At 61.1% G+C, this 24,401-nt stretch carries 19 protein-coding genes; 11 read left to right on the forward strand and 8 right to left on the reverse strand.

From position 1 onward, the window contains the following. Positions 1–59: 59 nt before the first annotated feature. The 11 genes from AOA61_RS01970 to tssK all read left to right on the forward strand — a co-directional run bounded on the left by AOA61_RS01970 (position 60) and on the right by tssK (position 14,259). The gene (locus AOA61_RS01970) at positions 60–884 is read left to right on the forward strand and encodes an arylamine N-acetyltransferase (RefSeq protein ID WP_099601009.1); all 825 of its coding nucleotides are present in this window, start codon (positions 60–62) and stop codon (positions 882–884) included. 252 nt (positions 885–1,136) lie between these two features. Beyond that, positions 1,137–2,171, forward strand: coding sequence for a type VI secretion system protein TssA (tssA, locus tag AOA61_RS01975; protein WP_099601073.1), 1,035 nt, complete (start codon positions 1,137–1,139; stop codon positions 2,169–2,171). 38 nt (positions 2,172–2,209) lie between these two features. Next, on the forward strand, positions 2,210–2,710 hold the full coding sequence (tssB, locus tag AOA61_RS01980; RefSeq protein WP_099601010.1) for a type VI secretion system contractile sheath small subunit: 501 nt from the start codon (positions 2,210–2,212) through the stop codon (positions 2,708–2,710). 79 nt (positions 2,711–2,789) lie between these two features. After that, positions 2,790–4,289: a type VI secretion system contractile sheath large subunit gene (gene tssC, locus AOA61_RS01985; RefSeq protein WP_032889713.1), complete on the forward strand. Its 1,500-nt coding sequence runs from the start codon at positions 2,790–2,792 to the stop codon at positions 4,287–4,289. A gap of 30 nt (positions 4,290–4,319) precedes the next feature. Continuing rightward, on the forward strand, positions 4,320–4,802 hold the full coding sequence (locus AOA61_RS01990) for a type VI secretion system tube protein Hcp (protein WP_032889711.1): 483 nt from the start codon (positions 4,320–4,322) through the stop codon (positions 4,800–4,802). 63 nt (positions 4,803–4,865) lie between these two features. Continuing rightward, positions 4,866–5,384 (forward strand): type VI secretion system baseplate subunit TssE, encoded by a 519-nt coding sequence (tssE, locus tag AOA61_RS01995; protein WP_032889708.1) that lies wholly within the window; start codon positions 4,866–4,868, stop codon positions 5,382–5,384. After that, entirely contained in the window at positions 5,381–7,258 is a 1,878-nt protein-coding gene (gene tssF, locus AOA61_RS02000; RefSeq protein WP_099601011.1) for a type VI secretion system baseplate subunit TssF, read from the forward strand. The genes tssE and tssF overlap by 4 nt, the downstream gene beginning before the upstream one ends. After that, the gene (tssG, locus tag AOA61_RS02005) at positions 7,243–8,262 is read left to right on the forward strand and encodes a type VI secretion system baseplate subunit TssG (protein WP_032889704.1); all 1,020 of its coding nucleotides are present in this window, start codon (positions 7,243–7,245) and stop codon (positions 8,260–8,262) included. The genes tssF and tssG overlap by 16 nt, the downstream gene beginning before the upstream one ends. Beyond that, a complete protein-coding gene (gene tssH, locus AOA61_RS02010) occupies positions 8,255–10,894 on the forward strand; it encodes a type VI secretion system ATPase TssH (RefSeq protein ID WP_099601012.1) in 2,640 nt (879 codons plus the stop codon). The genes tssG and tssH overlap by 8 nt, the downstream gene beginning before the upstream one ends. A gap of 5 nt (positions 10,895–10,899) precedes the next feature. Further along, positions 10,900–12,861, forward strand: a complete 1,962-nt coding sequence (locus tag AOA61_RS02015; RefSeq protein ID WP_099601014.1) for a type VI secretion system Vgr family protein — start codon at positions 10,900–10,902, stop codon at positions 12,859–12,861. Between the two features lie 51 nt (positions 12,862–12,912). Then, positions 12,913–14,259, forward strand: coding sequence for a type VI secretion system baseplate subunit TssK (gene tssK / locus AOA61_RS02020; RefSeq protein ID WP_095184437.1), 1,347 nt, complete (start codon positions 12,913–12,915; stop codon positions 14,257–14,259). Positions 14,260–14,342: 83 nt separating this feature from the next. Here tssK and nuoN read toward each other — a convergent pair whose 3' ends face one another. From nuoN to nuoG, 8 genes are read right to left on the reverse strand one after another with little or no spacing between them, the layout of a single operon-like run. After that, positions 14,343–15,806, reverse strand: a complete 1,464-nt coding sequence (gene nuoN / locus AOA61_RS02025; RefSeq protein ID WP_003174731.1) for an NADH-quinone oxidoreductase subunit NuoN — start codon at positions 15,804–15,806, stop codon at positions 14,343–14,345. Positions 15,807–15,813: 7 nt separating this feature from the next. Continuing rightward, positions 15,814–17,346, reverse strand: coding sequence for an NADH-quinone oxidoreductase subunit M (nuoM, locus tag AOA61_RS02030; RefSeq protein WP_017527174.1), 1,533 nt, complete (start codon positions 17,344–17,346; stop codon positions 15,814–15,816). A gap of 55 nt (positions 17,347–17,401) precedes the next feature. Then, complete coding sequence (gene nuoL, locus AOA61_RS02035) at positions 17,402–19,255, reverse strand: NADH-quinone oxidoreductase subunit L (RefSeq protein WP_099601015.1); 1,854 nt, start codon at positions 19,253–19,255, stop codon at positions 17,402–17,404. Then, the gene (gene nuoK / locus AOA61_RS02040) at positions 19,252–19,560 is read right to left on the reverse strand and encodes an NADH-quinone oxidoreductase subunit NuoK (protein WP_003174727.1); all 309 of its coding nucleotides are present in this window, start codon (positions 19,558–19,560) and stop codon (positions 19,252–19,254) included. The genes nuoL and nuoK overlap by 4 nt, the downstream gene beginning before the upstream one ends. Positions 19,561–19,562: 2 nt before the next feature. Further along, positions 19,563–20,066 carry an NADH-quinone oxidoreductase subunit J gene (gene nuoJ / locus AOA61_RS02045; protein ID WP_099601016.1) on the reverse strand — a complete coding sequence of 168 codons (504 nt, stop codon included), beginning with the start codon at positions 20,064–20,066 and terminating at the stop codon, positions 19,563–19,565. Positions 20,067–20,075: 9 nt separating this feature from the next. Continuing rightward, on the reverse strand, positions 20,076–20,624 hold the full coding sequence (nuoI, locus tag AOA61_RS02050; protein ID WP_003174725.1) for an NADH-quinone oxidoreductase subunit NuoI: 549 nt from the start codon (positions 20,622–20,624) through the stop codon (positions 20,076–20,078). A gap of 11 nt (positions 20,625–20,635) precedes the next feature. Then, positions 20,636–21,643, reverse strand: coding sequence for an NADH-quinone oxidoreductase subunit NuoH (gene nuoH / locus AOA61_RS02055; RefSeq protein ID WP_099601018.1), 1,008 nt, complete (start codon positions 21,641–21,643; stop codon positions 20,636–20,638). Continuing rightward, the gene (nuoG, locus tag AOA61_RS02060; protein ID WP_032889693.1) at positions 21,640–24,354 is read right to left on the reverse strand and encodes an NADH-quinone oxidoreductase subunit NuoG; all 2,715 of its coding nucleotides are present in this window, start codon (positions 24,352–24,354) and stop codon (positions 21,640–21,642) included. The genes nuoH and nuoG overlap by 4 nt, the downstream gene beginning before the upstream one ends. Between the last annotated feature and the right edge of the window lie 47 nt (positions 24,355–24,401).

A 24,401-nucleotide genomic window follows, 5' to 3' on the forward strand; every position in this document is an offset into this window, starting at 1 on the left:
ACAGTTTGCATGTGAACGCGGCATAGTGACGCACTCTTCCTGCGCCCAAGGACCGTGCCATGACCCGCCTCAACCATAGCCATCTGTACCTGCAGCGCCTGGGATACGATTCGCCGCCACCTCCCACCCTGGCAACCCTGCGGGATCTGCAACTGCGCCATGTGTGCACCTTCGCCTTTGAAAGCCTGTCGACCCTGTTGCGCCTGCCGGTGCCGATCGACCTGCCCAGCGTCGAGCAAAAGGTGTTGTTCGATGGCCGCGGCGGCTATTGCTATGAGTTGAACCAGATGTTCCTCGCGCTGCTGCAGGAACTGGGTTTCGAGGCCCGTGGCATTACCGGTCGGGTGGTGATGGGCGGACCGCCGGACGCGCGCACGGCACGCACCCATCGTTTGAGTCTGGTGACCCTGGACGGGGTTCGTTACATCACCGATGTAGGCTTTGGCGGCATGGTGCCCAGCAGTCCGTTGCAGTTGGACACTGAGGCCGTGCAGGCCACCGCCCATGAGCCCTATCGCCTGACGTTCAATGCAGGGGAGAACAGTTACACGTTGTGGGCCGAAGTGGCGGGGGAGTGGCGTGGTTTGTATGTGTTCGACTTGCAGGTGCAGGCCGCCATCGATTACGAAATCGGTAATTGGTATGTCTCGACCCACCCGAACTCGCCGTTCTTGGGCCAATTGAAAGTCGCACTGCTGGCGCCCGGCAAACGCCATACCTTAAACAACGCGCATTACGCGATCCATTCCCTGGATCAGCCCAGCGAAAAACGGCTGCTGAACAACGCGCAAGAGCTAACGGTCTTGCTGAGGGACACCTTCGGTATTCGCGTGCCGGTGCAGCCGTCACTGGCTCAAGCAATGGCCGGCGGGTGGCCGACCTAAAGCCAGGCGACGCCATTTATGAGTGCGCGTTCTCTGCTCACGACCGCTGCATTCGCAGCTTAATCCTACGCCCCGCAATGACACTGCCTGCATTCTCGTGTGGTCCCATCGCTATATAAATCCGCCCACGCTGAATATTTTCGGCAGTAGGCGTAGCGCGGGGGCTCCAACAGGCTCAGTTTTCTGAACCGTTGGATTCGACGTCCCGACTCGCGGCTCTACTGCCAGAGCCATTTGCCCGAGGGACACATGATGGGGTCGCCCACCGAAGCTCAACCACTGGATTTCACCCTGTTGTGCTTGCCCCTGAGCGAGGCCGATGGCGGTGGCCAGAACTTTGAATATTCGGCGCAATTCTTAGAACTTGAAGAAGAGGCACTGGGTAAACCCGAGGTTCAGTACGGCGACACCGTCACCGAGGCCATCGAGCCGAACTGGAAGCGCGTCATGGCCCTCGCATTGCCGATGCTGGAGCGTAGCCGCGATTTGCGCCTGGCCATCTGGGCCACCCGCGCCGAACTCAACGTGCACGGCATCGCCGGCCTGTCGGCTGGCCTGGGGCTGGTGCAAGGGTTGTTGGAAAATTGCTGGGACGGGCTGTACCCCAGGCTCGACCCGGAGGATGGCCATGACCCGCTGTTGCGCATCAATGTCCTGGCGTTCCTATGTGCCCCCAACGGCCTGGTACGCGACGTGTTGGATGCGCCGTTGATCAACGCGCGAGGCATCGGCGCGGTCAGCTTGAGGATGATCGATCTGGCGATTGTCGAGCATGGCGGCGAGGGCAATCACCCGAGCCTGGCAATGATCGAAGGGGCGCTTGTCGATGCCAATGCGCAACAGCTACAGGCCATTCACCTTGCGCTGACCCAGGCGTTAGCGCACAGCCTGCAGATTGAGCAGTGGCTGACGGAAAAAGTCAGCGTAGGTCGCGCCATCGACCTCAATGGACTGGTCGCTCCGCTGCGTCGCGCCGCTGAAATAGTCCGCCGGTTCTTGCTTGAACCTGCGCCGGTCGAGGCGGCTGCAGCCACTGTTGCTACCTCAGAGGTGGCCGCACCGCAGGCACTGTTCGGCGAGATCCGCAGCCGCGAAGAGGCGCGCCAGGTCATTGATCGGCTGTGCAGCTATTTTCATACCCATGAGCCCGCGAGCCCGGTGCCGTTCCTGCTGCAACGGGCAAAAACACTGATCGACAAGAATTTCATGGAGTTGCTGCAAGACCTGGCGCCCGATGGACTTGCGCAACTGGCGCAGGTCAGCGGCATCCGCACCAACGACAACTGAACGTTCATCTATCCACTCCACTCACCGGAGCCAGTTCCGTGGCCAAAGAAAGTAGCCAGAAGTTTATCGCCCGCAATCGTGCGCCGCGCGTCCAGATCGAATACGACGTGGAGATCTACGGCGCGGAAAAAACCGTGCAGTTACCCTTCGTGATGGGCGTGTTTTCAGACCTTTCCGGCAAACCGGCCGAGCCTTTGCCGCCGGTAGCCGAGCGCAAGTTTCTGGAAGTCGATGTGGACAACTTTGACGAACGCCTCAAGTCCATGAAGCCCCGTGTGGCATTCCAGGTGCCCAATACCCTGACGGGCGAGGGCAACCTGCCGGTGGAGATCACCTTTGAGAGCATGGACGACTTCTCCCCAGGTGCAATCGCCAACAAGGTGCCCAGCCTTAATCAGTTGTTGGCCGCGCGCCGCCAGCTGTCGAATCTGCTGACCTATATGGACGGCAAGGTAGGGGCCGAAGAATTGCTGGCCAAAGTGCTCAGCGATCCGAGTGTGATGCAGGCCCTGTGCGCGGGCCCCCAACAACCCGACTAACAGAATGACCGTGGTCTCTGCCGGCGCCTCGTTTGCCCCGGTATGGGGACGCTGTTGCCCATAATTCAAGGATACCGTCATGTCCACTACGCAATCGGAACAACCCGAACAGGGAGCTCCGGCCACGGCATTCGACGCCGGTGACTTCGCCAGCCTGCTGCAAAAAGAATTCAAGCCCAAGACCGACAAAGCCAGGGACGCCGTGGAATCCGCCGTGCGCACCCTGGCGGAACAGGCGCTGCAAGGCACGCAGGTGATGTCCCATGACGTGCTCGGCACGATTGAAGGCCTGATCGCCAGCCTCGACCAAAAGCTCACCGAACAGGTCAACCATATCCTCCACCATGAGGAGTTCCAGGCCGTGGAAAGCGCCTGGCGCGGCTTGCATTACCTGGTCAGTAACACCGAGACCGACGAGTCCCTGAAGATTCGGGTGATGAACATTTCCAAGCACGAAGTGCATAAGACTCTGCGCAAGTTCAAAGGAGTGGCCTGGGACCAGAGCCCGATTTTCAAGAAGCTGTATGAAGAGGAATACGGCCAGTTCGGTGGCGAGCCCTATGGCGCTTTTGTCGCTGACTACTACTTCAACAACAGTGCGCCGGACGTCGAGCTGTTGACCCAGATCGCCCGTGTCAGTGCCGCCGCGCACTGCCCGCTGATCACCGCCGCTGACCCCAGCGTGATGCTTATGGAGTCCTGGCAGGAACTGGCCAACCCACGTGACCTGACCAAAATCTTCCAGACCCCGGAGCACGCGGCGTGGCGCAGTTTGCGCGCCAGTGAAGACTCACGCTACGTGGGCCTGGCCATGCCGCGTTTCCTGGCCCGTGCCCCTTACGGTGCCAAGTCCAATCCGGTGGAAGACTTCGATTTTGAAGAAACCACCGACGCCGCCGACGCCAAGGATTTCACTTGGGCCAACGCGGCTTACGCCATGGCCGTGAATATCAACCGTTCGTTCAAACACTATGGCTGGTGTTCGCAAATTCGCGGCATCGAATCCGGCGGCGTCGTGGAGGGCTTGCCAGTGCATACCTTCCCGACTGACGACGGCGGTGTGGACATGACCTGCCCGACCGAGATCGCCATCAGCGACCGGCGCGAAGCCGAGCTGGCCAAGAACGGCTTCATGCCCCTGGTGCACAAAAAAAACAGCGATCTCGCGGCCTTCATTGGCGCCCAGTCCCTGCACAAACCGGCGGAGTACGACGACCCGGATGCCAGCGCCAACGCCAACTTGGCAGCGCGTCTGCCGTACCTGTTTGCCACGTGCCGTTTTGCTCACTACTTGAAGTGCATCGTGCGCGACAAGATCGGTTCATTCAAAGAGCGCGACGATATGCAGACCTGGCTCAACAACTGGGTTGGCCGCTACGTGGAGCACAACCCGGCGACCGCGACCGATGCCGATAAAGCGCGTAAGCCGCTGGCGGGGGCCGAGGTCGTGGTGGAAGAAATCGAAGGCAACCCCGGTTACTACAGCGCCAAGTTTTTCCTGCGTCCGCACTACCAGCTTGAAGGCTTGACCGTGTCCTTGCGGTTGGTCTCCAGGCTGCCTTCAACCCAAGCGTCATAACCCCGTTGTTCAACCTGAAAGGTACTCACCATGATCCTGCTGAACTTTAAAGGCACCCCAATCAAAGGCACTTCCACCGTCGACGGTCACAAAGACTGGATCACCCTCGACGCTATCCAAATGGGGGTTTTCCGAGCGATTTCCTCCAGTGGCGGCGGTGCTGACCGTGACACCAGCAACCCTTCGTTCTCGGAAATTTCCGTGACCAAACTGGCCGACGTGGCCTCGGCCGATCTGTTTATGCAGGCTGTGTGCGGCAAGAGCCTGGGCGATGCCGAGATCCACTTTGTCCATACGGGCGGCGCGGACAAAAAACAGCAAGTGTTTCTTAAGATCATCCTGGGCGGCGCGATTATCAGTGCTTACTCCGCCAGTAGCACTGGCGATCGGCCGGCCGAAACCCTTTCGATCAACTTCACCACCATCAGCTATGCCTATGACGCCTTCAACGGTGACACGGTAATCACCGGTACGCCGAAGAAGTGGGACTTGGAAAAGAATCAGAAGATCTGATTCGGATGCCCGACGGTGGGTGGGTTCGCCCGCCCGCCGTCCTGTCGATGGAGGCCTCAGCGCATGGCTGAACTAACCAGTCTCGAACGTTTGCAACCGTCCTTGCTCGATCGCTTGAGTGATGACGACACCGCGCAGGTTTTCGAGCCTCGCGACAAGCGCGTGTTGTCCATGCGCCGCTTGCGCAAGGCGGTATTACGCGATTTGGGGTGGCTGCTCAACAGCACCAGTCTGGGCAGCTTTCGCGACCTGAGGAAGTGCCCGTTGGCGGGACAATCAGTGCTCAATTTCGGGCTGCCCGATCTCGCGGGAAAGACGGCTGCCGGCCTGGACCGCGAAGCGTTGGGACGCCGCATTCGCCAAGCGATCTGGGATTTCGAACCGCGGATTTTGCGCGAAAGCCTGCGTGTCGTGCCGGTTGCCTCCTCGGGTGCAACCCTCAGTCCCAACCAGATGACCTTTGAAATTCATGGCGAACTCTGGGGCCAACCGTTGCCCGAGCGCCTGTACCTGAAGACCGAACTCGACCTGGAAGCAGGCGAGGCGCGGATCTTCGATATTGAGACAAGGGACGTGCGTTGAACGCAAAACTGCTGCGCTATTACGAGCGTGAGCTGGCGCATCTGCGGGAAGTTGGCGGTGAATTCGCCCGCGACTACCCCAAGGTTGCCGGCCGCCTGGGGCTGGAAACCTACGCCTGTGCCGACCCCTATGTTGAACGGCTGTTGGAAGGTTTCAGCTTTCTCGCCGCACGGGTGCAACTGAAGATTGATGCCCAATTCCCACAATTTACCCATCACCTGCTGGAACTGATCTACCCACACTACTTGGCGCCAACGCCATCGATGGCGGTGGTGCAACTGCACCCGGACATGGGCGAGGGCAGCCTGGCCGCCGGCTTCAAGGTGCCACGCCACACGGCATTGCACAGCCAGTTGGGCAAGGGGGACCAGACCGCCTGCGAGTTTCGCACTGCCCATGAGGTAACCCTGTGGCCGGTGGAGTTGGTCGAGGCGCGCTATTTCGCCTGCAGCACGCAGGTGGCTGGGGTTGACCTGTCACGTCTCGGCGCAGTCAAGGCCGCGTTGCGCCTGCGCTTGAGCGTCGGGGCTGGCCTGGCTTTCAGCGATCTGGCCCTCGACACCCTGCGGCTGCACATCCGTGGCGGGGACGGCACGCCCGCGCGGGTTCTTGAGCAGCTGTTGGCCCAAGTGGCGGGTGTGCTGGTCATGCCCATGCAAGCGTCTGGGGACTGGCATCAGCTGCTGCCCAGCAGTGCGATTCGCAGTGTGGGCTATAGCGACAGCGAAGCCTTGCTGCCCATCGGGCCGCGTTCGTTCCAGGGTTATCGCTTGTTGCAGGAATACTTCGCCTTGCCGCAACGCTTCATGTTCGTCGACGTGGTGGGGTTGGCGAGCAGTGTCAGCCGCTGCACTGCCGAGCAACTGGAGCTGATCGTATTGTTCAAGGCGGCAGACCCGTTACTTGAGCAAAACCTCAGTGCCGCCAATTTTGCGCTGTATTGCACGCCGGCGATCAACCTGTTCCCGATGCGCACCGAGCGTGTGCACTTGGATGAACAGCGCTCTGAATACCATGTGAGCCCCGACCGCACACGGTCAATGGATTACGAGATCTACGAAATTGAAGGGGTGACCGGTTACGGCAGTGGCGCTGAGGCCAGTCAGACATTCGAACCCTTCTACCGCGCCAACGACCTGCAGGGACGCACGCCGCCGCGTGCGTACTACCAGGTACGGCGCGACACGCGGGTTTTGTCCGAACAGCAGCGCAGCCGAGGCCCGCGCTCCAGTTATGGGGGCAGCGAGGTATTCGTGTCGCTGGTGGACGGCGAGCAGGCTCCTCACCGCAGCGATCTGCGCCAATTGGGCATCGACGCCCTGTGCAGCAACCGCGACCTGGTGCTGAGCATGCCGGTGGGCAGTGGCAGCACCGACTTCAGCGTCCAATCCGCTGCGCCGGTGCAGTCGGTACGTTGCGTGGCAGGGCCCACGGTGCCCGCGCCGTCGTATGCCGAAGGCGATACCGCATGGCGTCTGGTCAGCCATTTGTCCCTTAACTACCTGTCACTGCTGGACCAGGACACGGAGCAGGGCGCTGTAGCCTTGCGTGACATGTTGCGCCTGTATTGCCGCGTCGACGATGCCGTTGCACATAAACAGATCGAAGGCGTGCGTTCGGTGACTGCGCAGAGCATCGTGCGGCGCCTGCCATTGTCTGGACCCGTCACCTATGGGCGAGGTTTGCAGATCAGTGTGAGCGTGGATGAGTCTGCGTTCGAGGGTGCAGGCGTCTGTGTATTGGGCTCGGTGCTGGAACAATTTTTCGCCAAGTACGTGTCGCTCAACTCATTCACCGAGACGCGGATCGTGAGCGCGTCACGCGGCGTGATCATGCAGTGGCCTGCGCGGGTGGGCAGATGCGAGATCCTCTGAGCCTGCTCAGCGAGCTTGAAGCGCATCCGGGTCGGTTTGATTTCTACGCGGCATTGCGCCAGTTGGAGTGCGCCTTTGCGCACCTGCCGCGCATCGGCGAGGCCACGCGCCCGGCGGACGAGGCGGTGCGTTTCGGCCAGCATTCCTCGCTGGCGTTTGAGCCGGCAATGATTGCGGGCCTCATACCCGGCGACACGCCTAAACTGCTGCTCAATTTCTTCGGCCTGATGGGCGCCAATGGCCCGTTGCCGATTCACCTCACCGAATACATTCGCGACCGTCAACGCAACCTCAACGACCCTACGCTGGCGGCATTTTGCGACGTGTTTCATCACCGCATGATCAGCCTGTTCTATCGCGCCTGGGCCAGTGCCCAGCCAACGGTGAGTCTGGACCGTCCGGGGGCGGACCGCTTTGCCAACTACCTGGGATCATTGCTCGGTATTGGCCTACCGTCGCTGCAGGCGCGCGACGGCGTGGTGGACCTCGCCAAGCTGCATTTCGCCGGCCGCCTGGGACCGCAAACACGCAATGCCGAAGGCCTGGCCGCCTTGCTTGGCGACTACCTTGGCGTTCCCGTAGAGGTCGAGCAATTTGTCGGCCACTGGATGACCCTGCCCCGTGACGGGCTGTGCACCTTGCGCAGCGGTCCGGACGCGGTGGTACTCGGCCAGGCCACGGTCATGGGCCGGAAAGTCTGGAATGCCCAACACAAATTTCGCCTGCTGATTGGCCCTCTGGACCTGACACAAACCCGCCGTTTGCTGCCCGGTGGCGACAGCCTGCAACGGGTGCAGGATTGGGTGCGTCAGTACGTCGGCATGGCGATGGACTGGGACGTCAACCTGATCGTCAAGAAAGAACACCGGCCTCGCTTGCGCCTGGGGTCCACGTCATTGGGCTGGACCAGTTGGCTGAGCAGCAGAGCGCCCCAGCGGGATGATCGGCAGTTGCTGATCAAGCCTCGACCCTCATTTTCTTCTCAAGGAACTGCCCATGGCTGATATCAGTCGCGTCGCGCTTTTCGGCAAGCTCAACAGCCTGTGCTACCGGGCGATTGAAAGCAGCACTGTGTTCTGCAAACTGCGCGGCAATCCCTATGTCGAGCTGGTGCACTGGTTGCAGCAGTTGTTGCAATTGACCGATTCGGACCTGTTGCGCCTGGTCCGCCATTACGGCATTGATCCGGTGGTGTTGGACCGGGACCTCACTGCCGCCCTGGATCGTTTGCCTAGGGGCTCGACCTCGGTGACGGACCTGTCCTCGCAGGTCGAGGAAACCGTGGAGCGTGCTTGGGTCTACGCGACCCTGATGCTGGGTGAGTCCCAGGTGCGTTCTGGCCATTTGCTGCTGGCGATGCTGAAAACTCCGGCATTGCGTAATGGTTTGTATGGTGTGTCCCGCGAGTTCAACAACGTCAGGACCGACGACCTCAGTGAGCAGTTTGGCGCGTTGCTCAAGGATTCGCCCGAGGCCCGTATGACGGCCAGCGATGGGTACCAGGTGCCGGGTGAGGCTGTCGGTGCACTGGCGCCCGACCGTCAGGAAGGCCTGAAGCGCTTCACTGTCGACCTGACCGAGCAGGCGCGGCGAAACACGATGGACCCTATCGTCGGACGCGATGAAGAGATCCGGCAGGTCATCGATATCCTGATGCGCCGTCGCCAGAACAACCCGCTGCTGGTGGGCGAGGCGGGCGTGGGCAAAACTGCTGTGGCGGAAGGATTCGCCCAGCGCATCGCCCGTGGCGACGTGCCGCCTAGCCTGCGGGACGTACAATTGCTGGCCCTTGATGTCGGCCTGTTGCAGGCGGGTGCGAGCATGAAAGGTGAGTTTGAACAGCGCCTGCGCTCGGTCATCGATGAGGTTCAAGCCAGCGTCAAACCGGTGGTGCTGTTTATCGATGAAACCCACACCCTGGTCGGCGCAGGTGGCGCCGCGGGTACCGGCGATGCGGCTAATCTGCTCAAGCCAGCCCTGGCCCGTGGCACCTTGCGTACCTTGGGCGCAACCACGTTTGCCGAGTACAAAAAACACATCGAAAAAGATCCGGCCCTGAGCCGGCGCTTTCAGACGGTGCAGGTCGATGAGCCGGATGAAAGCCGTGCGCTGCTGATGCTGCGCGGTCTTGCCTTCAGCCTGCAGGAGCACCATCAGGTGCAGATCCTCGATTCGGCGCTGGAAGCGGCCGTGCGTTTGTCCAATCGCTATATCCCGGCGCGCCAGTTACCGGACAAGGCGGTGAGCCTGATCGACACCGCGTGCGCCCGCGTCGCCATCAGCCTGCACGCCACCCCGGCGGAAGTCGATGACAGCCGCCGGCGTATCGAATGCCTGGAAACCGAGCAGGCGATCATCCAGCGTGAACGCGCCATGGGGGCGCAAACCTCAAGTCGTTGTGCATCGGTCGATGCGTTGCTGGCGACCGAGCGCGAGCGCCTGAAGGTCCTTGGCAGCCGCTGGCACAGTGAGCTGGCGCTGGTCATGCAGATCTTGCGTCTGCGTAGCCGGTTGGTCGATGTGGATGCCGATGAACCTGAAGCGGGCCGGTTGGAACTGCGTCGATTACAGGAACAATTGGCGCTGCTGCAAGGCGAGACTCCGTTGGTCCTGGTCAACGTCGACGAACAGGCCGTCGCGGCGGTAGTACAGGACTGGACCGGCATCCCCGTAGGTCGCATGGTCAAGAATGAAATCGAGAACGTGTTGCACCTGGCAGACCGTTTGGGCCAGCGCATTATCGGTCAGGATCATGGGCTGGAGATGATCTCGCGACGTATCCAGACCTCCCGCGCGGGCCTCGACAATCCAGGCAAACCGGTGGGGGTGTTCATGCTCGCCGGCACCTCCGGGGTGGGTAAGACCGAGACAGCCCTGGCCCTGGCCGAGGCGTTGTATGGCGGCGAGCAGAACGTCATTACCCTCAATATGAGCGAATACCAGGAAGCCCACAGCGTCTCTACCCTCAAGGGCGCGCCGCCTGGTTACGTGGGCTACGGCGAAGGCGGCGTGCTCACCGAAGCAGTACGGCGCAAGCCTTACAGCGTGGTGCTGCTGGACGAAGTGGAGAAGGCGCACTCGGATGTGCACGAACTGTTTTTTCAGGTGTTCGACAAGGGCTGGATGGAAGATGGTGAGGGGCGAGTCATCGACTTCAAGCACACCCTGATCCTCCTGACCACCAACGTCGGCACCGACCTGATCAGCCGCCAGTGCCGTGACCCGCTGGCAATGCCAGAACCGCAAGCCCTCGCAAAAGCCTTGCGTGAGCCGTTGCTGGAGGTCTTCCCGCCGGCTTTGCTCGGACGCCTCGTGGTGATCCCGTATTACCCCCTCAGCGACGCCATGCTCGACCGCATCATCCGCCTGCAACTGGAGCGGATCAGGCAGCGCATCGCTGACAGCCACAAGATTCCCTTCACGTACAGCGATGACGTGGTGCAGTTGATTGCCAGCCGCTGCACCGAGCTGGAAAGCGGTGGGCGGATGATTGACTCAATCCTGACCAACTGCTTGCTGCCAGCAATCAGCCGTGAGTTCCTCGATCGTCTGTTACAGGGCTTCCCGGCCAGCCAGGTTGGGGTCAGCGTGGAAAACGGCGAGTTTGCCTATGTCTTTTCCGAGTCCGCGAGGTAGTCCCTATGGCAACCAGTCAAATGCATCGTGACATTCAGGTCAGCAGTGTGCTCGGCGACGATGTGCTGCTGTTTCGCAGCATGCAGGCATTCGAGGGGCTGTCTCGTCTCAGTGAATACGAGGTGGAGCTGTACAGCGAACGCGCCGACCTGGACATCAACGACTTGCTCGCTACGCCGATGAGCATTGCGGTGGACGTGCCCAGGGGCGGTAGTCGTTACTTCAGCGGGCATGTGAGCCACTTCTCCATAACCGGTCGTCAAGGGCGCTATACCACGTGCAAAGCGGTGTTGAGGCCGTGGTTGTGGTTCCTGACACTGGCCAGCGACTGCCGTATTTTCCAGGGCCTGAGCGTGCCGCAGATCCTCAACCAGGTGTTCGCGCCTTACAGCATTGCCGATGTCGACACCTCGGGCCTGAGTGCGGACTACACGGCACTTAACTATTGCGTGCAATACCGCGAGAGCGATTTCAACTTTGTCAGCCGGCTGATGGAGCAGGAAGGTATCTACTACTTCTTCAAAAGCGCTGCTGGCCGTCATACCTTGGTACTTGCCGATTCCTGCGGCGCGCATTCGCCGGCGCCGGGCTATGCCCAACTGCGCTACATGCCGTCCCAGGATCACGCCCTGCGCGAAAGCGAGGTGATCTACGCCTGGCACATGAGCGGCGAGGTGGCGCCGGGCGGCTATACCCTGAAGGACTTCGACTTCGAAAAGCCCAGCGTCAATCTGATGGTCAAGTCGGCCATGCCTGGTGACTACCCGCAGTCTCGTCACGAACGTTACGACTATCCGGGTCGATACACCGAGCGCAAACAGGGCGAAACCTATGCCCGCACCTTGATTGAATCGCTGCAGACCGGCGCCAGTCGGATCAGCGGTGCTACCCGTGCCCGGGGTCTGTTTCCTGGAGCGTTGATGACCTTGGTCGAGCACCCGCGCAGCGAACAGAACGCGCAGTGTTTGCTGCTGGAAGCGCGTTACACGTTGTCGTTAGACACCTATGAGCCGACGCCACCGACCGAGCCCGCGCCCGTGCTGACTTGCGAGTTCGTGGCCATGCCGCACCAGCAGCCATTTCGAGCACCTTGCGTATCGCCCAAGCCACGGATGCACGGTCCGCAGACCGCCAAGGTGGTGGGCAAACAGGGCGAAGACATCTGGACCGACAAATACGGACGGATCAAGGTGCAGTTCCACTGGGACCGCGAGGGCAAGGGCGACGAAAACAGCTCATGTTGGGTCCGAGTAGCCCAGGGCTGGGCCGGCAAGCGTTGGGGCAGCCTGCATATCCCGCGTATCGGCCAGGAAGTGGTGGTCAGCTTTCTCGACGGCGACCCCGACCAGCCGTTGGTCACCGGCAGCGTCTATAACGCGGAATCGCTGCCGCCCTATGCACTGCCAGAAAATGCCACCCGCTCGATCCTCAAGACCCATTCTTCAAAGGGCGGTGGTGGCTACAACGAACTGCGCTTCGAGGACAAGAAGGGTTCGGAGCAGGTGTTCCTGCACGCCCAGAAAAACTTCGACCAGCGAGTGCTCAAGGATGCCCTGGACTGGATAGGCGGCGACCGTCACTCCAGAATCGACCAGGACCTGCGCGAGAAGGTCGGCGGTGATCGTCATTCCTCTGTGGACGGCAACCGCAATGAAAAAACCAGCGGTGCGGTGTCGATGAGCGCCGGCAGCGAGATGATTATCGAGGGCGCCATGAAGACGGGTATTACCGCCGGTACCGATGTGCATATCAAGGGCGGGGCGAACGTGGTGATCGAAGCCGGCGCGAGCATCACCTTGAAGGTCGGTGGGGCCTTTATGACCTTTTCTCCAGGTTCGATTCTCGCTTCGGCCATGCCTGTGCCCTTGCCTCAGGCCGCAACCGCTGCCACCGCCGCGGCATTGGCGGCGGCCACCGGGCCTGCGGGTGTGCCGCTGCCGCCCAAGGAGGCCGACGATGGCAAGTAAGCCGTTGTCGGCTCTGTCTGCTTCTACCGTTGCCCATATTGGAAGAACTTAATGTCCTGGAAACACAAAGTGGTTTGGTCCGAAGGCATGTTGTTGCAGCCTCAGCATCTGCAACAACATGACCGTTTCCTGCAAACCCAGCTGGAGGCACGGGTCACGGCGTTGCGTGCGTATGGCTGGGGCTTTTCGGCGTTGGACATTGACCCGCAGCAACTGGCTCTGGGCAAGGTATCGTTGCTTTCATACAGCGGTATATTCCCGGATGGAACGCCTGTCGGCCTGCCATTCGATGATGAAATGCCTCCCCCCCTGACCATCCCCGATGATGCGCGCGACCTGACCGTGGTGTTGGCGTTACCGAGCTTACGTCCCGGGATCCCGGAGGTTGACGACAACCCCAGTATCGAAAATTTCGCCAGACTTCGCAGCGCTGAATACGAAGTCTGGGACAGCAATGGACTGGACAGCAGTGCGCTGATGAGTGTCGGCAAATTGCGCGTGCGTCTGGCCTTTGAGGGCGACGTGGCCGATGCCTACACCTCACTGGGTATCGCCCACGTGGTGGAAAAGCGCGCCGACAACTGTGTGGTGCTTGATCGCGGCTACTGCCCGCCCTGTCTGGATATCCGGGCGGCCGAATGCCTCAAGGCAATGGTCGATGAGGTCGCAGGGCTGGTGCAGCAGCGGGGTGAAGCCACGGCCTCACGCGTGGCCCGGCTCGATGGCAGTGGTGCAGCGGACATTGCCGATGTCCTGCAGCTGCAGGTGCTCAATCGCAGCCTGCCGCTGATGCGCCATTTATCGACCATGAGCGGCCTGCATCCCGAGCAACTGTATCGCGACCTCTCGGCCCTGGCCGGTGAGCTGGCAACGTTTAGCCGCGACGATAAGCGCACGCCTGCCTACCCGGTGTATCGCCATACGGCCCTGGCAGAGACGTTTGCTCCGGTGATGCTTGAACTCCGTCGGATGCTCTCGACCGTGATGGATACGCGGGCCATCGCTATTCCCTTGGAAGAGCGCCAATACGGCATCCGTGTGGCCGTGCTGCCGGACCGGGCGTTACTGGCCTCGGCCACCTTCATCCTGGTGGTTCAGGCTCAAATGGCGGCCGACAGCGTGCGCAGCAGTTTCCCCTCCCAGGTCAAGATCGGCTCGATGGAGAAAATCCGCGACCTGGTCAACCTGCAACTGCCGGGTGTTGGCCTGCGGCCTTTGCCGGCAGCCCCACGGCAATTGCCGTTCTATGCGGGCTGCACGTATTTCGAACTTGATCGCAGCAGCGAGTATTGGCAACTGTTGAGCCAGTCGAGCGGTTTTGCGATCCATGTACCCGCCGGGTTTCCTGGGTTGGATATGCAATTTTGGGCCATCCGCGATTTGGCCCAGAACGAGTGAGGTGAACGCCCTGTTGCAGGGCATCCAGAAACGCAAAACGGCGCCCGAAGGCGCCGTTTTGTTTACTGCATCCCGCTAAGCGATCAAACGCCCAGTACCGCGTGCTGCACCAGGGTGAGCAACGGTTGTGGGTACACGCCCAGGAAGAACGCGAGCAGGGCGATGGCCAGCAGCATCACGCCGCCTGCCTTCTGTTCCCAATGCAGCTCGGCATCCACACGGCGCAGGTTTGGCTCGATCAGGTACAGGGTGACCATCACGCGCAGGTAGTAGAACACGCCGATAGCGCTGCCCAGTACCAGGGACGCAACCAGCCACCACTCGTGGGCTTCGACACCGGTAGCGACGATGTAGAACTTGCCGATGAAACCCGCGGTCAGCGGGATACCGGCCAGGGACAGCATCATCACGGTCAGTACGGCGGTCAGGTACGGGCGGCGCCAGAACAGGCCGCGATACTCGTACAGGGCGTCAGCGTCACGGCCTTTGTACGGCGAGGACATCAGCGTAATTACACCGAAGGCGCCGAGGCTGGTGATCACGTAGGTGACCAGGTAAACGCCGATGGCTTCCACGGCCAGGCCTTTGCTCGCCACCAGGGCGATCAGCAGGTAGCCGAAGTGAGCGATGGACGAGTAACCCAGCAGACGCTTGAGGTTGTTCTGGGTCAGGGCCAGCAGGTTACCGAACAGGATCGACGCGATGGCGATCACGGTCAGGACGTTGCTCAGCACGCCGGTATTGGCAGCAGGCGAGATCTGGAACAGACGCACCATCACGGCAAACACAGCAACCTTGGACGCGGTAGCCAGGAACGCAGCCACCGGCGCCGGGGCGCCTTCGTACACGTCTGGGGTCCACAGGTGGAACGGCACCAGCGACAGCTTGAATGCCAGGCCGATCAGCATCATCGCCAGGCCCAGTTGGGCAATCGGCGCCGGGCTGTTGGTGGCAGCCAGCGCGTGGCCGATACCGGTGAAGCTCAGGCTGCCGGCTTCGGCGTAGAGCAGGGCCATACCGAACAACAGGAACGCGGAACCGGCCGCCGACAGCACCATGTACTTGATGCCGGCTTCCAGGGAACGCTTGTTGAAGAAGGCGTAAGCCACCAGGCCGTAGGTCGGGATCGACAGCAGTTCCAGGCCGATGAACAAGCCGGCCAGGTGCTGTGCGCTGACCAACACGATACCGCCGGCCGCAGCCAGCAGGATCAGCAGGTACAGCTCTTCGCGGTTGCCTGGGTAGCCGGTGCCGCCTTCGCCGAGGTAGGCGTGGGCGAGGGTGACGCAGGCGAGGGTGGCGACGAGGATCAGCGCGATATACAGCAGCGCGAAGTCATCGACCATCATCAGCGGGGTCACCGCCAGTGGCGCGACCTTGAGTGCCGGGATAATCGACAGCAAAGCCAGGTTCAAACCGGCACAGGACAGCAGGAACGTTTGTGAGTGATTGCGGCGCCAGGCGATTGCCAGCATCACCACCACGATGGTGAGGCTGGTAATCAGCAGCGGCGCAAGCGCGATAAAGTGTTGGATCGTGAATTCCATAGCGCTCTTACCGGGCCGAAGCGAGTTGAGAGAAGGCGGTGCCGAACCACTGCTGCACGCCATGCATCGTTGCGGCAGAAGTGTCCAGGAACGGTTGCGGGTACACGCCGATGTAGATCAGCAGCACCGCAAGGCCGAGCACCATGATCAGTTCGCGAGCATCCATCCCTTTCAGGACGGTGTCGGACTTGGCCGGGCCGAAGTAGGCGCGGTGGATCATGATCAGCGAGTAGACCGAACCGAATACCAGGCCGGAAGTAGCAATGGCGCTGATCCAAGGCGTTTGCACGAAGGCACCCATCAGGATCAGGAACTCGCCGATGAAGTTGCCGGTACCCGGCAAGCCCAACGAGGCAGCGGCAAAGAACAGGCTGATTGCCGGCAGGTACGCGATGCGCGACCACACGCCGCCCATCTCACGCATGTCACGGGTGTGCAGGCGCTCGTACAACTGGCCACTCAGGATAAAGAGTGCAGCGGCGGAAACACCGTGCGCCAACATCTGGATCACTGCGCCTTGCAACGCCAGTTGGCTGCCGGAGTAGATGCCGATCAGTACGAAGCCCATGTGGGAAACGGACGAGAAGGCAATCAGACGCTTGATGTCGGTTTGGGCGAACGCCAGGAACGCGCCGTAGAAGATCCCGATCAGACCCAGGGTCATGGCAATCGGCGCGAACTCCGCCGAGGCGTTCGGGAACAGCGGCAGCGCGAAACGCAGCAGGCCATAGGCAGCGGTTTTCAGCAGGATGCCGGCGAGGTCAACGGAACCGGCGGTCGGTGCCTGGGCGTGAGCGTCAGGCAGCCAGGAGTGGAACGGCACCACCGGCAGCTTCACCGCGAACGCGATGAAGAAGCCCAGCATCAGGATGTACTCGGTGGTCAGGGACATCTTGGTTTTCAACAGGTCGGCGTAGTTGAACGTAATCACGCCTGTGCTGTTGAAGTTGACCAGTACCAGACCCAGGATCGCCACCAACATGATCAGGCCGGAAGCCTGGGTGAAGATGAAGAACTTGGTCGCCGCGTAGATCCGGGTTTTCTTGCCGTCCGAAGAACTGTGACCCCAGAGCGCGATGAGGAAGTACATCGGCACCAGCATCATTTCCCAGAAGAAGAAGAACATGAACAGGTCGAGGGCGAGGAACACGCCGACAACGCCGCCCAGGATCCACATCAGGTTCAGGTGGAAGAAGCCCACGTGACGCTGGATCTCTTTCCAGGAGCAGAGTACCGAGAGGATACCCAGCAGGCCGGTCAGCAGGATCATCAACAGCGACAGGCCATCGAGGGCCAGGTGCACGTTGATGCCGAAGCGCTGGATCCACACGTGCTTGAATTCAAGCGCGAAAGTCGGATCGACACCCGGTGCCGGAGCGAATGAATAGTCACCGTGGGCCCACAGCCAGAGGCCGAGCGCGAGTTCCAGGGACATGGTCAGCAACGCAATCCAGCGGGGGAGGGTGGCGCCGAAGCGTTCACCCATCCAGCAGAGCAGGCCGCCGATGAAGGGGATCAGGATTAGCCAGGGCAGAATCATGACAGGCTCGTTTCCTTTCGCAAGTTTGCAAAGTTCGCAATGTACATAGACATGGTCAGACCGCCACGACAACGATGGCGCCGATCACCAGCACGGCACCGACCGCCATGGACGCTGCATACCAACGCAGTTGGCCGGTCTCGCTGCGGCTCAGGGCGGTGTGACCGGCCTTGGCGGCGCGCGGGATCAAACCGATGGTCTGGTCGAGCGGGTCTTTGCGCAGTACATGGCTGATAGCCAGGTAAGGCTTGACGAACAGTTTGTCGTAGATCCAGTCGAAGCCCCAGGCGGCGAACCACCAGGCCGACAGGAAGCGGCCAATGCCACTGTTGGCCACGGCCGTCACGAAGCGACGCTTGCCGAGGAACAACAGCGCGGCCAGCAGGATACCCGCGATGGCAATGGCACCCGAGGCGATTTCCAGGCTGTGCTTGGCGGCGCCACCGGCATGGCCGGCGCTTTCCGGCAGTACACCGGCCAGGGGCGGGGTGATCAGGGCGCCGACGAAGGTCGACAGCACGATCAGCACCGACAGTGGCAACCAGTGGGAGATGCCGTGACCTGCGTGCGCTTCGGTCTTGGCTTCACCGTGGAACGTGATGAAGATCAGGCGGAAGGTGTACAGCGAGGTCATGAACGCACCCACCAGGCCTGCGTAGAGCAGGTTCTGGTTACCGCTGGCAAAGGCTTCCCAGAGGATTTCGTCTTTCGAGTAGAAACCGGCGGTCACCAGTGGCAGTGCGGCCAGGGCTGCACCACCGACGATGAAGCTGGCGTAGGCCAGCGGCAGTTTCTTCCACAGGCCGCCCATCTTGAAGATGTTCTGCTCGTGGTGGCAGGCAACGATCACCGCGCCAGAGGCAAGGAACAGCAGGGCCTTGAAGAAAGCGTGAGTCATCAGGTGGAAGATCGCCGCGTCCCAGGCGCCAACGCCCAGGGCCAGGAACATGTAGCCGATCTGGCTCATGGTCGAGTAGGCGAGGATACGCTTGATGTCGGTCTGCACCAGCGCGGCAAAGCCGGCCAGCACCAGGGTCACGCCGCCGACGATGCCCACCAGGTGCAGGATGTCCGGCGCGAGGGTGAACAGGCCGTGGGTACGGGCGATCAGGTAGACACCCGCAGTTACCATCGTAGCGGCGTGGATCAGTGCCGACACTGGGGTAGGACCGGCCATCGCATCCGCCAGCCAGGTTTGCAGCGGCAGTTGCGCGGATTTACCCACGGCGCCACCCAGCAGCATCAGGGTCGCCAGGGTGATCCAGAAGTCGCCGACCTGGAATTTCTGTGGTGCCAGCACCAGCAGTTCCTGGATGTTCAGCGTGCCCACCTGTTGGAACAGGATGAACAGGCCGATGGCCATGAACACGTCGCCGATGCGGGTAACGATAAATGCCTTGAGTGCCGCGTTACCGTTGTTGCGGTTGCTGTAGTAGAAACCGATCAACAGGTACGAGCACAGGCCCACGCCTTCCCAGCCGAAGTACAGGAACAACAGGTTATCGCCGAGCACCAGGAACAGCATGCTGGCGATAAACAGGTTGGTGTACGAGAAGAAGCGCGAGTAGCCCGCTTCACCGCGCATGTACCAGGACGCGAACAGGTGGATCAGGAAGCCCACGCCGACGACCACGCCGAGCATGGTGATCGACAGGCCGTCGACGTAGAGGGCGAAGTTAGGCTTGAAGCCTTCCACCGACATCCACTGCCACAGCACCAGGGTGTAGTGACCACCTTCCGGCGGCGCTACGTTGAATTGCCAGATGACGTAGGCGGCCACGATGGCCGACAGGCCAATGGAACCCACGCCGATCAGGGCCGAGAGGTTTTCCGACCAGCGTCCACGGGAGAACGACAGCAGCAGGAAACCGATCAGGGGAAATACGAAAGTCAGAAAGATCATGTTCATCCGCGCATCTCACTGGCAGCGTCGATATCAAGCGTGTGGAAGCGACGATACAGTTGCAGCAGGATCGCCAGGCCGATACTGGCCTCGGCGGCTGCCAGGCTGATCACCAGGATGAACATGACTTGTCCATCGGGCTGGCCCCAACGTGCACCTGCAACGATGAACGCCAGTGCCGCAGCGTTCATCATGATTTCCAGGCTCATCAACACGAACAGAATGTTACGGCGAACCATCAGGCCGACCAGGCCAAGGCAGAACAGGATGCCGGCGACCGCCAGACCATGCTCCAAAGGGATAGCAGGCATCGTCATTGCTCCTTGGCTTCGTTGCGGCCCAAGTGGAAGGCGGTGATGGCTGCCGCGAGCAGCAGCATCGAAGCCAGTTCGACCACCAGCAGGTACGGGCCGAACAGGCTGATGCCCACGGCTTTCGCGTCTACGGTGGTGTGGCCGATGGCCTGGCCGCTCTGGTGAGCGAACAGCACATACAGCAGTTCACCCAACAGCAGCGCTGCGAGGAAAACCGGGCCGAGCCAGATGCCGGGCTTGAGCCAGACGCGTTCCTGGGCGACCGAAGCCGGCCCCAGGTTGAGCATCATCACCACAAACACGAACAGCACCATGATGGCGCCGGCGTAGGCGATCACTTCGAGCACACCGGCGAACGGTGCGCCGAGGCTGAAGAAGGTCATGGCCACGGCGATCAGCGAAATGATCAGGTAGAGCAGGGCGTGCACAGGGTTAGTGTTGGTGATCACACGAAGCGTGGACACCACTGCAATACCCGATGCGAAATAGAAAGCGAATTCCATCTTTCTTCCTTAAGGCAGCAAGCTCTTCACGTTGATCGGCTCGGCTTCGTTTTGTGCGGCGCCTTTCGGCTTACCGGCAACGGCCATACCTGCAACACGATAGAAGTTGTAATCAGGGTTTTTACCGGGACCAGAGATCAGCAGATCTTCTTTCTCGTACACCAGGTCCTGACGTTTGAACTCGGCCATCTCGAAATCCGGTGTCAGCTGGATTGCGGTGGTCGGGCAAGCTTCCTCGCAAAGGCCGCAGAAAATGCAGCGCGAGAAGTTGATACGGAAGAAGTCCGGGTACCAGCGACCGTCTTCGGTTTCAGCTTTCTGCAGGGAGATGCAACCCACCGGGCACGCCACGGCGCACAGGTTGCAGGCTACACAACGCTCTTCGCCATCGGGGTCGCGGGTCAGCACGATACGGCCGCGATAGCGCGGCGGCAGGTACACCGCTTCTTCTGGGTATTGCAGGGTGTCGCGTTTGCGGAAACCGTGACCGAATACCATCACCAGGCTTCGCAACTGGGTACCGGTACCCTTAACGATGTCGCCAATATATTTGAACATGGGTCAAATCCTCACTGAACCGCGGCCGCTGGCGTGTTCAACAACACAACGGCAGCAGTCACCAGCAAATTGATCAGGGTCAGTGGCAGGCAGAAGCGCCAGCTGAAATCCATCACCTGGTCGTATCGTGGACGCGGAATGGAAGCGCGCAGCAGGATAAACAACATGATGAAGAACACGGTCTTCAGGAAGAACCAGAAGAACGCCAACTGCGGCAGGATGCCGAACGGACCGTGCCAGCCGCCGAAGAACAGCGTCACCAGCAGGGCAGAGATCAAGATGATGCCGATGTATTCACCGACGAAGAACATGCCCCATTTCATGCCGGCATATTCAATGTGGTAACCGTCGGCCAGTTCCTGTTCTGCTTCAGGCTGGTCGAACGGGTGACGGTGAGTCACGGCGACGCCAGCGATGAAGAAAGTACAGAAGCCGAAGAACTGCGGAATGATGAACCACAGGTTCTGCGCCTGGTACTCGACGATGTCGCGCATGTTGAACGAGCCGACCTGCACCACGATGCCCATCAGCGCCAGGCCCATGAACACTTCGTAGGACACGGTCTGGGCCGAGGCACGCAAGCTGCCCAGCAGGGCGAACTTGTTGTTACTCGACCAACCGGCGAACAACACCGCGTAGACCGACAGACCGGCCATGGCGAAGAAGAACAGCAAGCCGATGTTCAGGTCCGCCACGCCCCAGGTCGGGGTGATCGGGATGATCGCGAAGGCAATCAGCAAGGCGCTCATGGCCACGACCGGTGCCAGGGTGAAGATCACCTTGTCGGCAAACGGTGGGGTCCAGTCTTCCTTGAAGAACATTTTCAGCATGTCGGCAGCGATCTGGAACATGCCGAATGGGCCAACGCGGTTCGGACCGTAACGGTCCTGCCACCAGCCCAGCAGGCGACGTTCGACGAAGCTGAGCAGGGCGCCCGCAACGACCACGGCCAACAGGATCACGATGGCCTTGACGACCGAGATGATCACGTCGATCACTTCAGGGGTGAACCAGGTCATTGCGCTGCCTCCTGCAGACCGTCAACGGTTTTGCCAAAGATCGCTGGCGGAATGCCGGCGAGGCCTTTAGGCAGTGCAACCAGGCCAGCGCCCAACGCTTCGTTGATACGCAGCGGCAGACGCAGAGTCTGGCCGGCCACGTTCAGGCTGAGCACGGCACCGTCGTTGACGCCGAGACGGTCGGCTTCGGACTTGGCCACGGACACGTACGCTTCTGGGATGCGGCTTTGCACCGGCGCGGCCTTGGAAGAGTTCTCTTCGCTGCCGAACAGGTGGAAGAACGGCACAACTTGCCAAGTGCCCTGGGCCGGGTTGAACGGGCGCGGTACTGCTGCGAACCAGTTCAGCGAGTCACCGGTGCTTTCGATCAGGCGGGTGCCTGGGTCGCCAGCGCGGATGTGACCACCGACTTCGTCCTGGAACTTGTTCCAGGCCTGCGGCGAGTTCCAGCCCGGCGACCAGGCAAACGGCACCTGCTGACGCGGCTCGACTGACCCCGAGTAACCTTCCATGGAGAAGGCGAACGCGGTGTCGTTGTCTTGTGGGGTACGCGGTTCGTGCACGCTGATGTCGGCGCGCATGGCGGTACGACCGGAGTAACGCAGCGGTTCACGGGCCAATTTCATGCCCTTGATGCGGAACGCGGCGGACGGTGCGGCATCGACGATACGCGCAAGCTGCGGTGTGCTGCCGGCGACGGCTGCGGTCACGTGGTCCAGTTGGGTCCAATCGATCGGCTGGTTCAACAGGGTCGCGCGCAGGGCATGCAGCCAGCGCCAGCCTTCGTGAACCAGGATGCTGGCGTCCATGTACTTCGGATCGAATACCTGGAAGAAGCGCTGGGCGCGGCCTTCCTGGCTGACCAGGGTACCGTCGCCTTCGGCAAAGCTCGCCGCTGGCAATACCAACTGAGCGCGGTCGCTGGTGGCGGTCTTCTGGTGGTCGGCCACGATCAGAACTTTGGCGGCGTTCAGTGCAGCGTCAACCTTGGCGGCGTCGGTGCGTGTGTACAGGTCGTTTTCCAGCACCACCATGGCGTCGGCGTTACCGTCGATCACGGCTTGCAGGCCAGCGTCCAGGGACTCACCACCCAGCATGGCCAAGCCAAGGCTGTTGGCTTCCGGCACGACCAGGCTGATGGAGCCGTTCTTGTCGCGCAGCTTTAAGGCCTTGGCGATGTTGGCGGCGGCTTCGATCAATGCTTTGGAACCCAGCGAGGTACCGGCAATGATCAATGGACGCTTGGCTGCCAGCAGGGCGTCGGCAATGCGTTGGGCCAGTTCGACGGCTTCAGTGTCCAGGCCTTCGACGGCAGGCGCGCTGGCGTCCAGGGCGTGGGCCACGGCGAAACCGATGCGGGCGAGGTCGTCCGGTGCAGCGTGGACGCATTCTTCGGCGATGTCGTCGAGCTTGGTTTCAGCGATGCTGGCGATAAACAGCGGGTTCAGCGCGTGCTGGCCAATGTTTTTCACCGCAGCGTCCAGCCACGGCTGTACGCGCATGGCGTCGGCCATCTCTTCAGCCTTGCCTTTGACCGACTGACGCAGGGACAGCGCGATACGCGCGGCGGTCTGGGTCAGGTCTTCACCGAGCACGAAGATGGCATCGTGGTCTTCGATGTCGCGCATGTTCGGCACTGGCAGCGGGCTGTCGTTCAGCACTTGCAGGACCAGACGGATGCGTTCCAGCTCACCAGCTTCGATGCCGGAGTAGAAGTGCTCGGCACCGACCAGTTCGCGCAACGCGTAGTTGCTTTCGAGGCTGGCGCGAGGCGAACCGATACCGACGATATTACGACCGCGCAGCAGGTCGGCGGCTTTATCCAGCGCGTCGTCCAGGCTCAGCTTAGTGCCGTCGGCCAGCAGTGGTTGGCGCGGGCGATCCTTGCGGTTGACGTAGCCATAGCCGAAACGGCCACGGTCGCACAGGAAGTACTGGTTGACCGAACCGTTGAAGCGGTTTTCGATACGACGCAGTTCGCCGTAGCGTTCGCCCGGGGAAATGTTGCAACCGCTGGAGCAGCCATGGCAGATGCTCGGGGCGAATTGCATGTCCCACTTACGGTTGTAGCGCTCGGAGTGGGTCTTGTCGGTGAACACACCGGTCGGGCAGACCTCAGTGAGGTTGCCGGAGAACTCGCTTTCGAGCACGCCGTCTTCAACGCGACCGAAGTACACGTTGTCGTGGGCGCCGAAGACACCAAGGTCGGTGCCGCCAGCGTAGTCTTTATAGAAACGTACGCACCGGTAGCAGGCGATGCAGCGGTTCATCTCGTGGGAAATGAACGGGCCGAGGTCCTGGTTCTGGTGGGTACGCTTGGTGAAGCGATAACGGCGCTCGTTGTGGCCGGTCATCACCGTCATGTCTTGCAAGTGGCAGTGACCGCCTTCCTCACAGACTGGGCAGTCGTGGGGGTGGTTGGTCATCAGCCATTCGACAACGCTGGCGCGGAACGCCTTGGATTCTTCATCTTCGATGGAGATCCAGGTGTTGTCGGTGGCTGGGGTCATGCAGGACATGACGATACGACCACGGGTGTCGTTCTCGTCGGTGTATTGCTTGACCGCACACTGGCGACAGGCACCGACGCTACCGAGTGCGGGGTGCCAGCAGAAATACGGGATGTCGAGGCCTAGTGACAGACATGCCTGTAACAGGTTGTCCGCCCCATCGACTTCGAGCGCTTTGCCGTCTACGTGGATAGTGGCCATGGTTCAAAGTTCTTCGTTGGCCCGTTGTCAGCGGGCGTGGCTAATGG

Source organism: Pseudomonas sp. 2995-1 (genome assembly GCF_002742505.1).
GTDB lineage: Bacteria > Pseudomonadota > Gammaproteobacteria > Pseudomonadales > Pseudomonadaceae > Aquipseudomonas > Aquipseudomonas sivasensis.

What these genes read in the sequence shown, in the direction of transcription:
- nuoM (WP_017527174.1), bottom strand. Translation starts at nt 17,346, where the DNA reads ATGATTCTGCCCTGGCTAATCCTGATCCCCTTCATCGGCGGCCTGCTC.
- nuoK (WP_003174727.1), bottom strand. Translation starts at nt 19,560, where the DNA reads ATGCCTGCTATCCCTTTGGAGCATGGTCTGGCGGTCGCCGGCATCCTG.
- nuoH (WP_099601018.1), bottom strand. Translation starts at nt 21,643, where the DNA reads ATGACCTGGTTCACCCCTGAAGTGATCGACGTGATCATCTCGGTCGTC.
- AOA61_RS01970 (WP_099601009.1), top strand. Translation starts at nt 60, where the DNA reads ATGACCCGCCTCAACCATAGCCATCTGTACCTGCAGCGCCTGGGATAC.
- AOA61_RS02015 (WP_099601014.1), top strand. Translation starts at nt 10,900, where the DNA reads ATGGCAACCAGTCAAATGCATCGTGACATTCAGGTCAGCAGTGTGCTC.
- tssG (WP_032889704.1), top strand. Translation starts at nt 7,243, where the DNA reads ATGCGAGATCCTCTGAGCCTGCTCAGCGAGCTTGAAGCGCATCCGGGT.
- tssC (WP_032889713.1), top strand. Translation starts at nt 2,790, where the DNA reads ATGTCCACTACGCAATCGGAACAACCCGAACAGGGAGCTCCGGCCACG.
- tssH (WP_099601012.1), top strand. Translation starts at nt 8,255, where the DNA reads ATGGCTGATATCAGTCGCGTCGCGCTTTTCGGCAAGCTCAACAGCCTG.
- nuoJ (WP_099601016.1), bottom strand. Translation starts at nt 20,066, where the DNA reads ATGGAATTCGCTTTCTATTTCGCATCGGGTATTGCAGTGGTGTCCACG.
- nuoN (WP_003174731.1), bottom strand. Translation starts at nt 15,806, where the DNA reads ATGGAATTCACGATCCAACACTTTATCGCGCTTGCGCCGCTGCTGATT.
- tssA (WP_099601073.1), top strand. Translation starts at nt 1,137, where the DNA reads ATGGGGTCGCCCACCGAAGCTCAACCACTGGATTTCACCCTGTTGTGC.
- nuoG (WP_032889693.1), bottom strand. Translation starts at nt 24,354, where the DNA reads ATGGCCACTATCCACGTAGACGGCAAAGCGCTCGAAGTCGATGGGGCG.
- nuoL (WP_099601015.1), bottom strand. Translation starts at nt 19,255, where the DNA reads ATGAACATGATCTTTCTGACTTTCGTATTTCCCCTGATCGGTTTCCTG.
- tssK (WP_095184437.1), top strand. Translation starts at nt 12,913, where the DNA reads ATGTCCTGGAAACACAAAGTGGTTTGGTCCGAAGGCATGTTGTTGCAG.
- tssE (WP_032889708.1), top strand. Translation starts at nt 4,866, where the DNA reads ATGGCTGAACTAACCAGTCTCGAACGTTTGCAACCGTCCTTGCTCGAT.
- AOA61_RS01990 (WP_032889711.1), top strand. Translation starts at nt 4,320, where the DNA reads ATGATCCTGCTGAACTTTAAAGGCACCCCAATCAAAGGCACTTCCACC.
- nuoI (WP_003174725.1), bottom strand. Translation starts at nt 20,624, where the DNA reads ATGTTCAAATATATTGGCGACATCGTTAAGGGTACCGGTACCCAGTTG.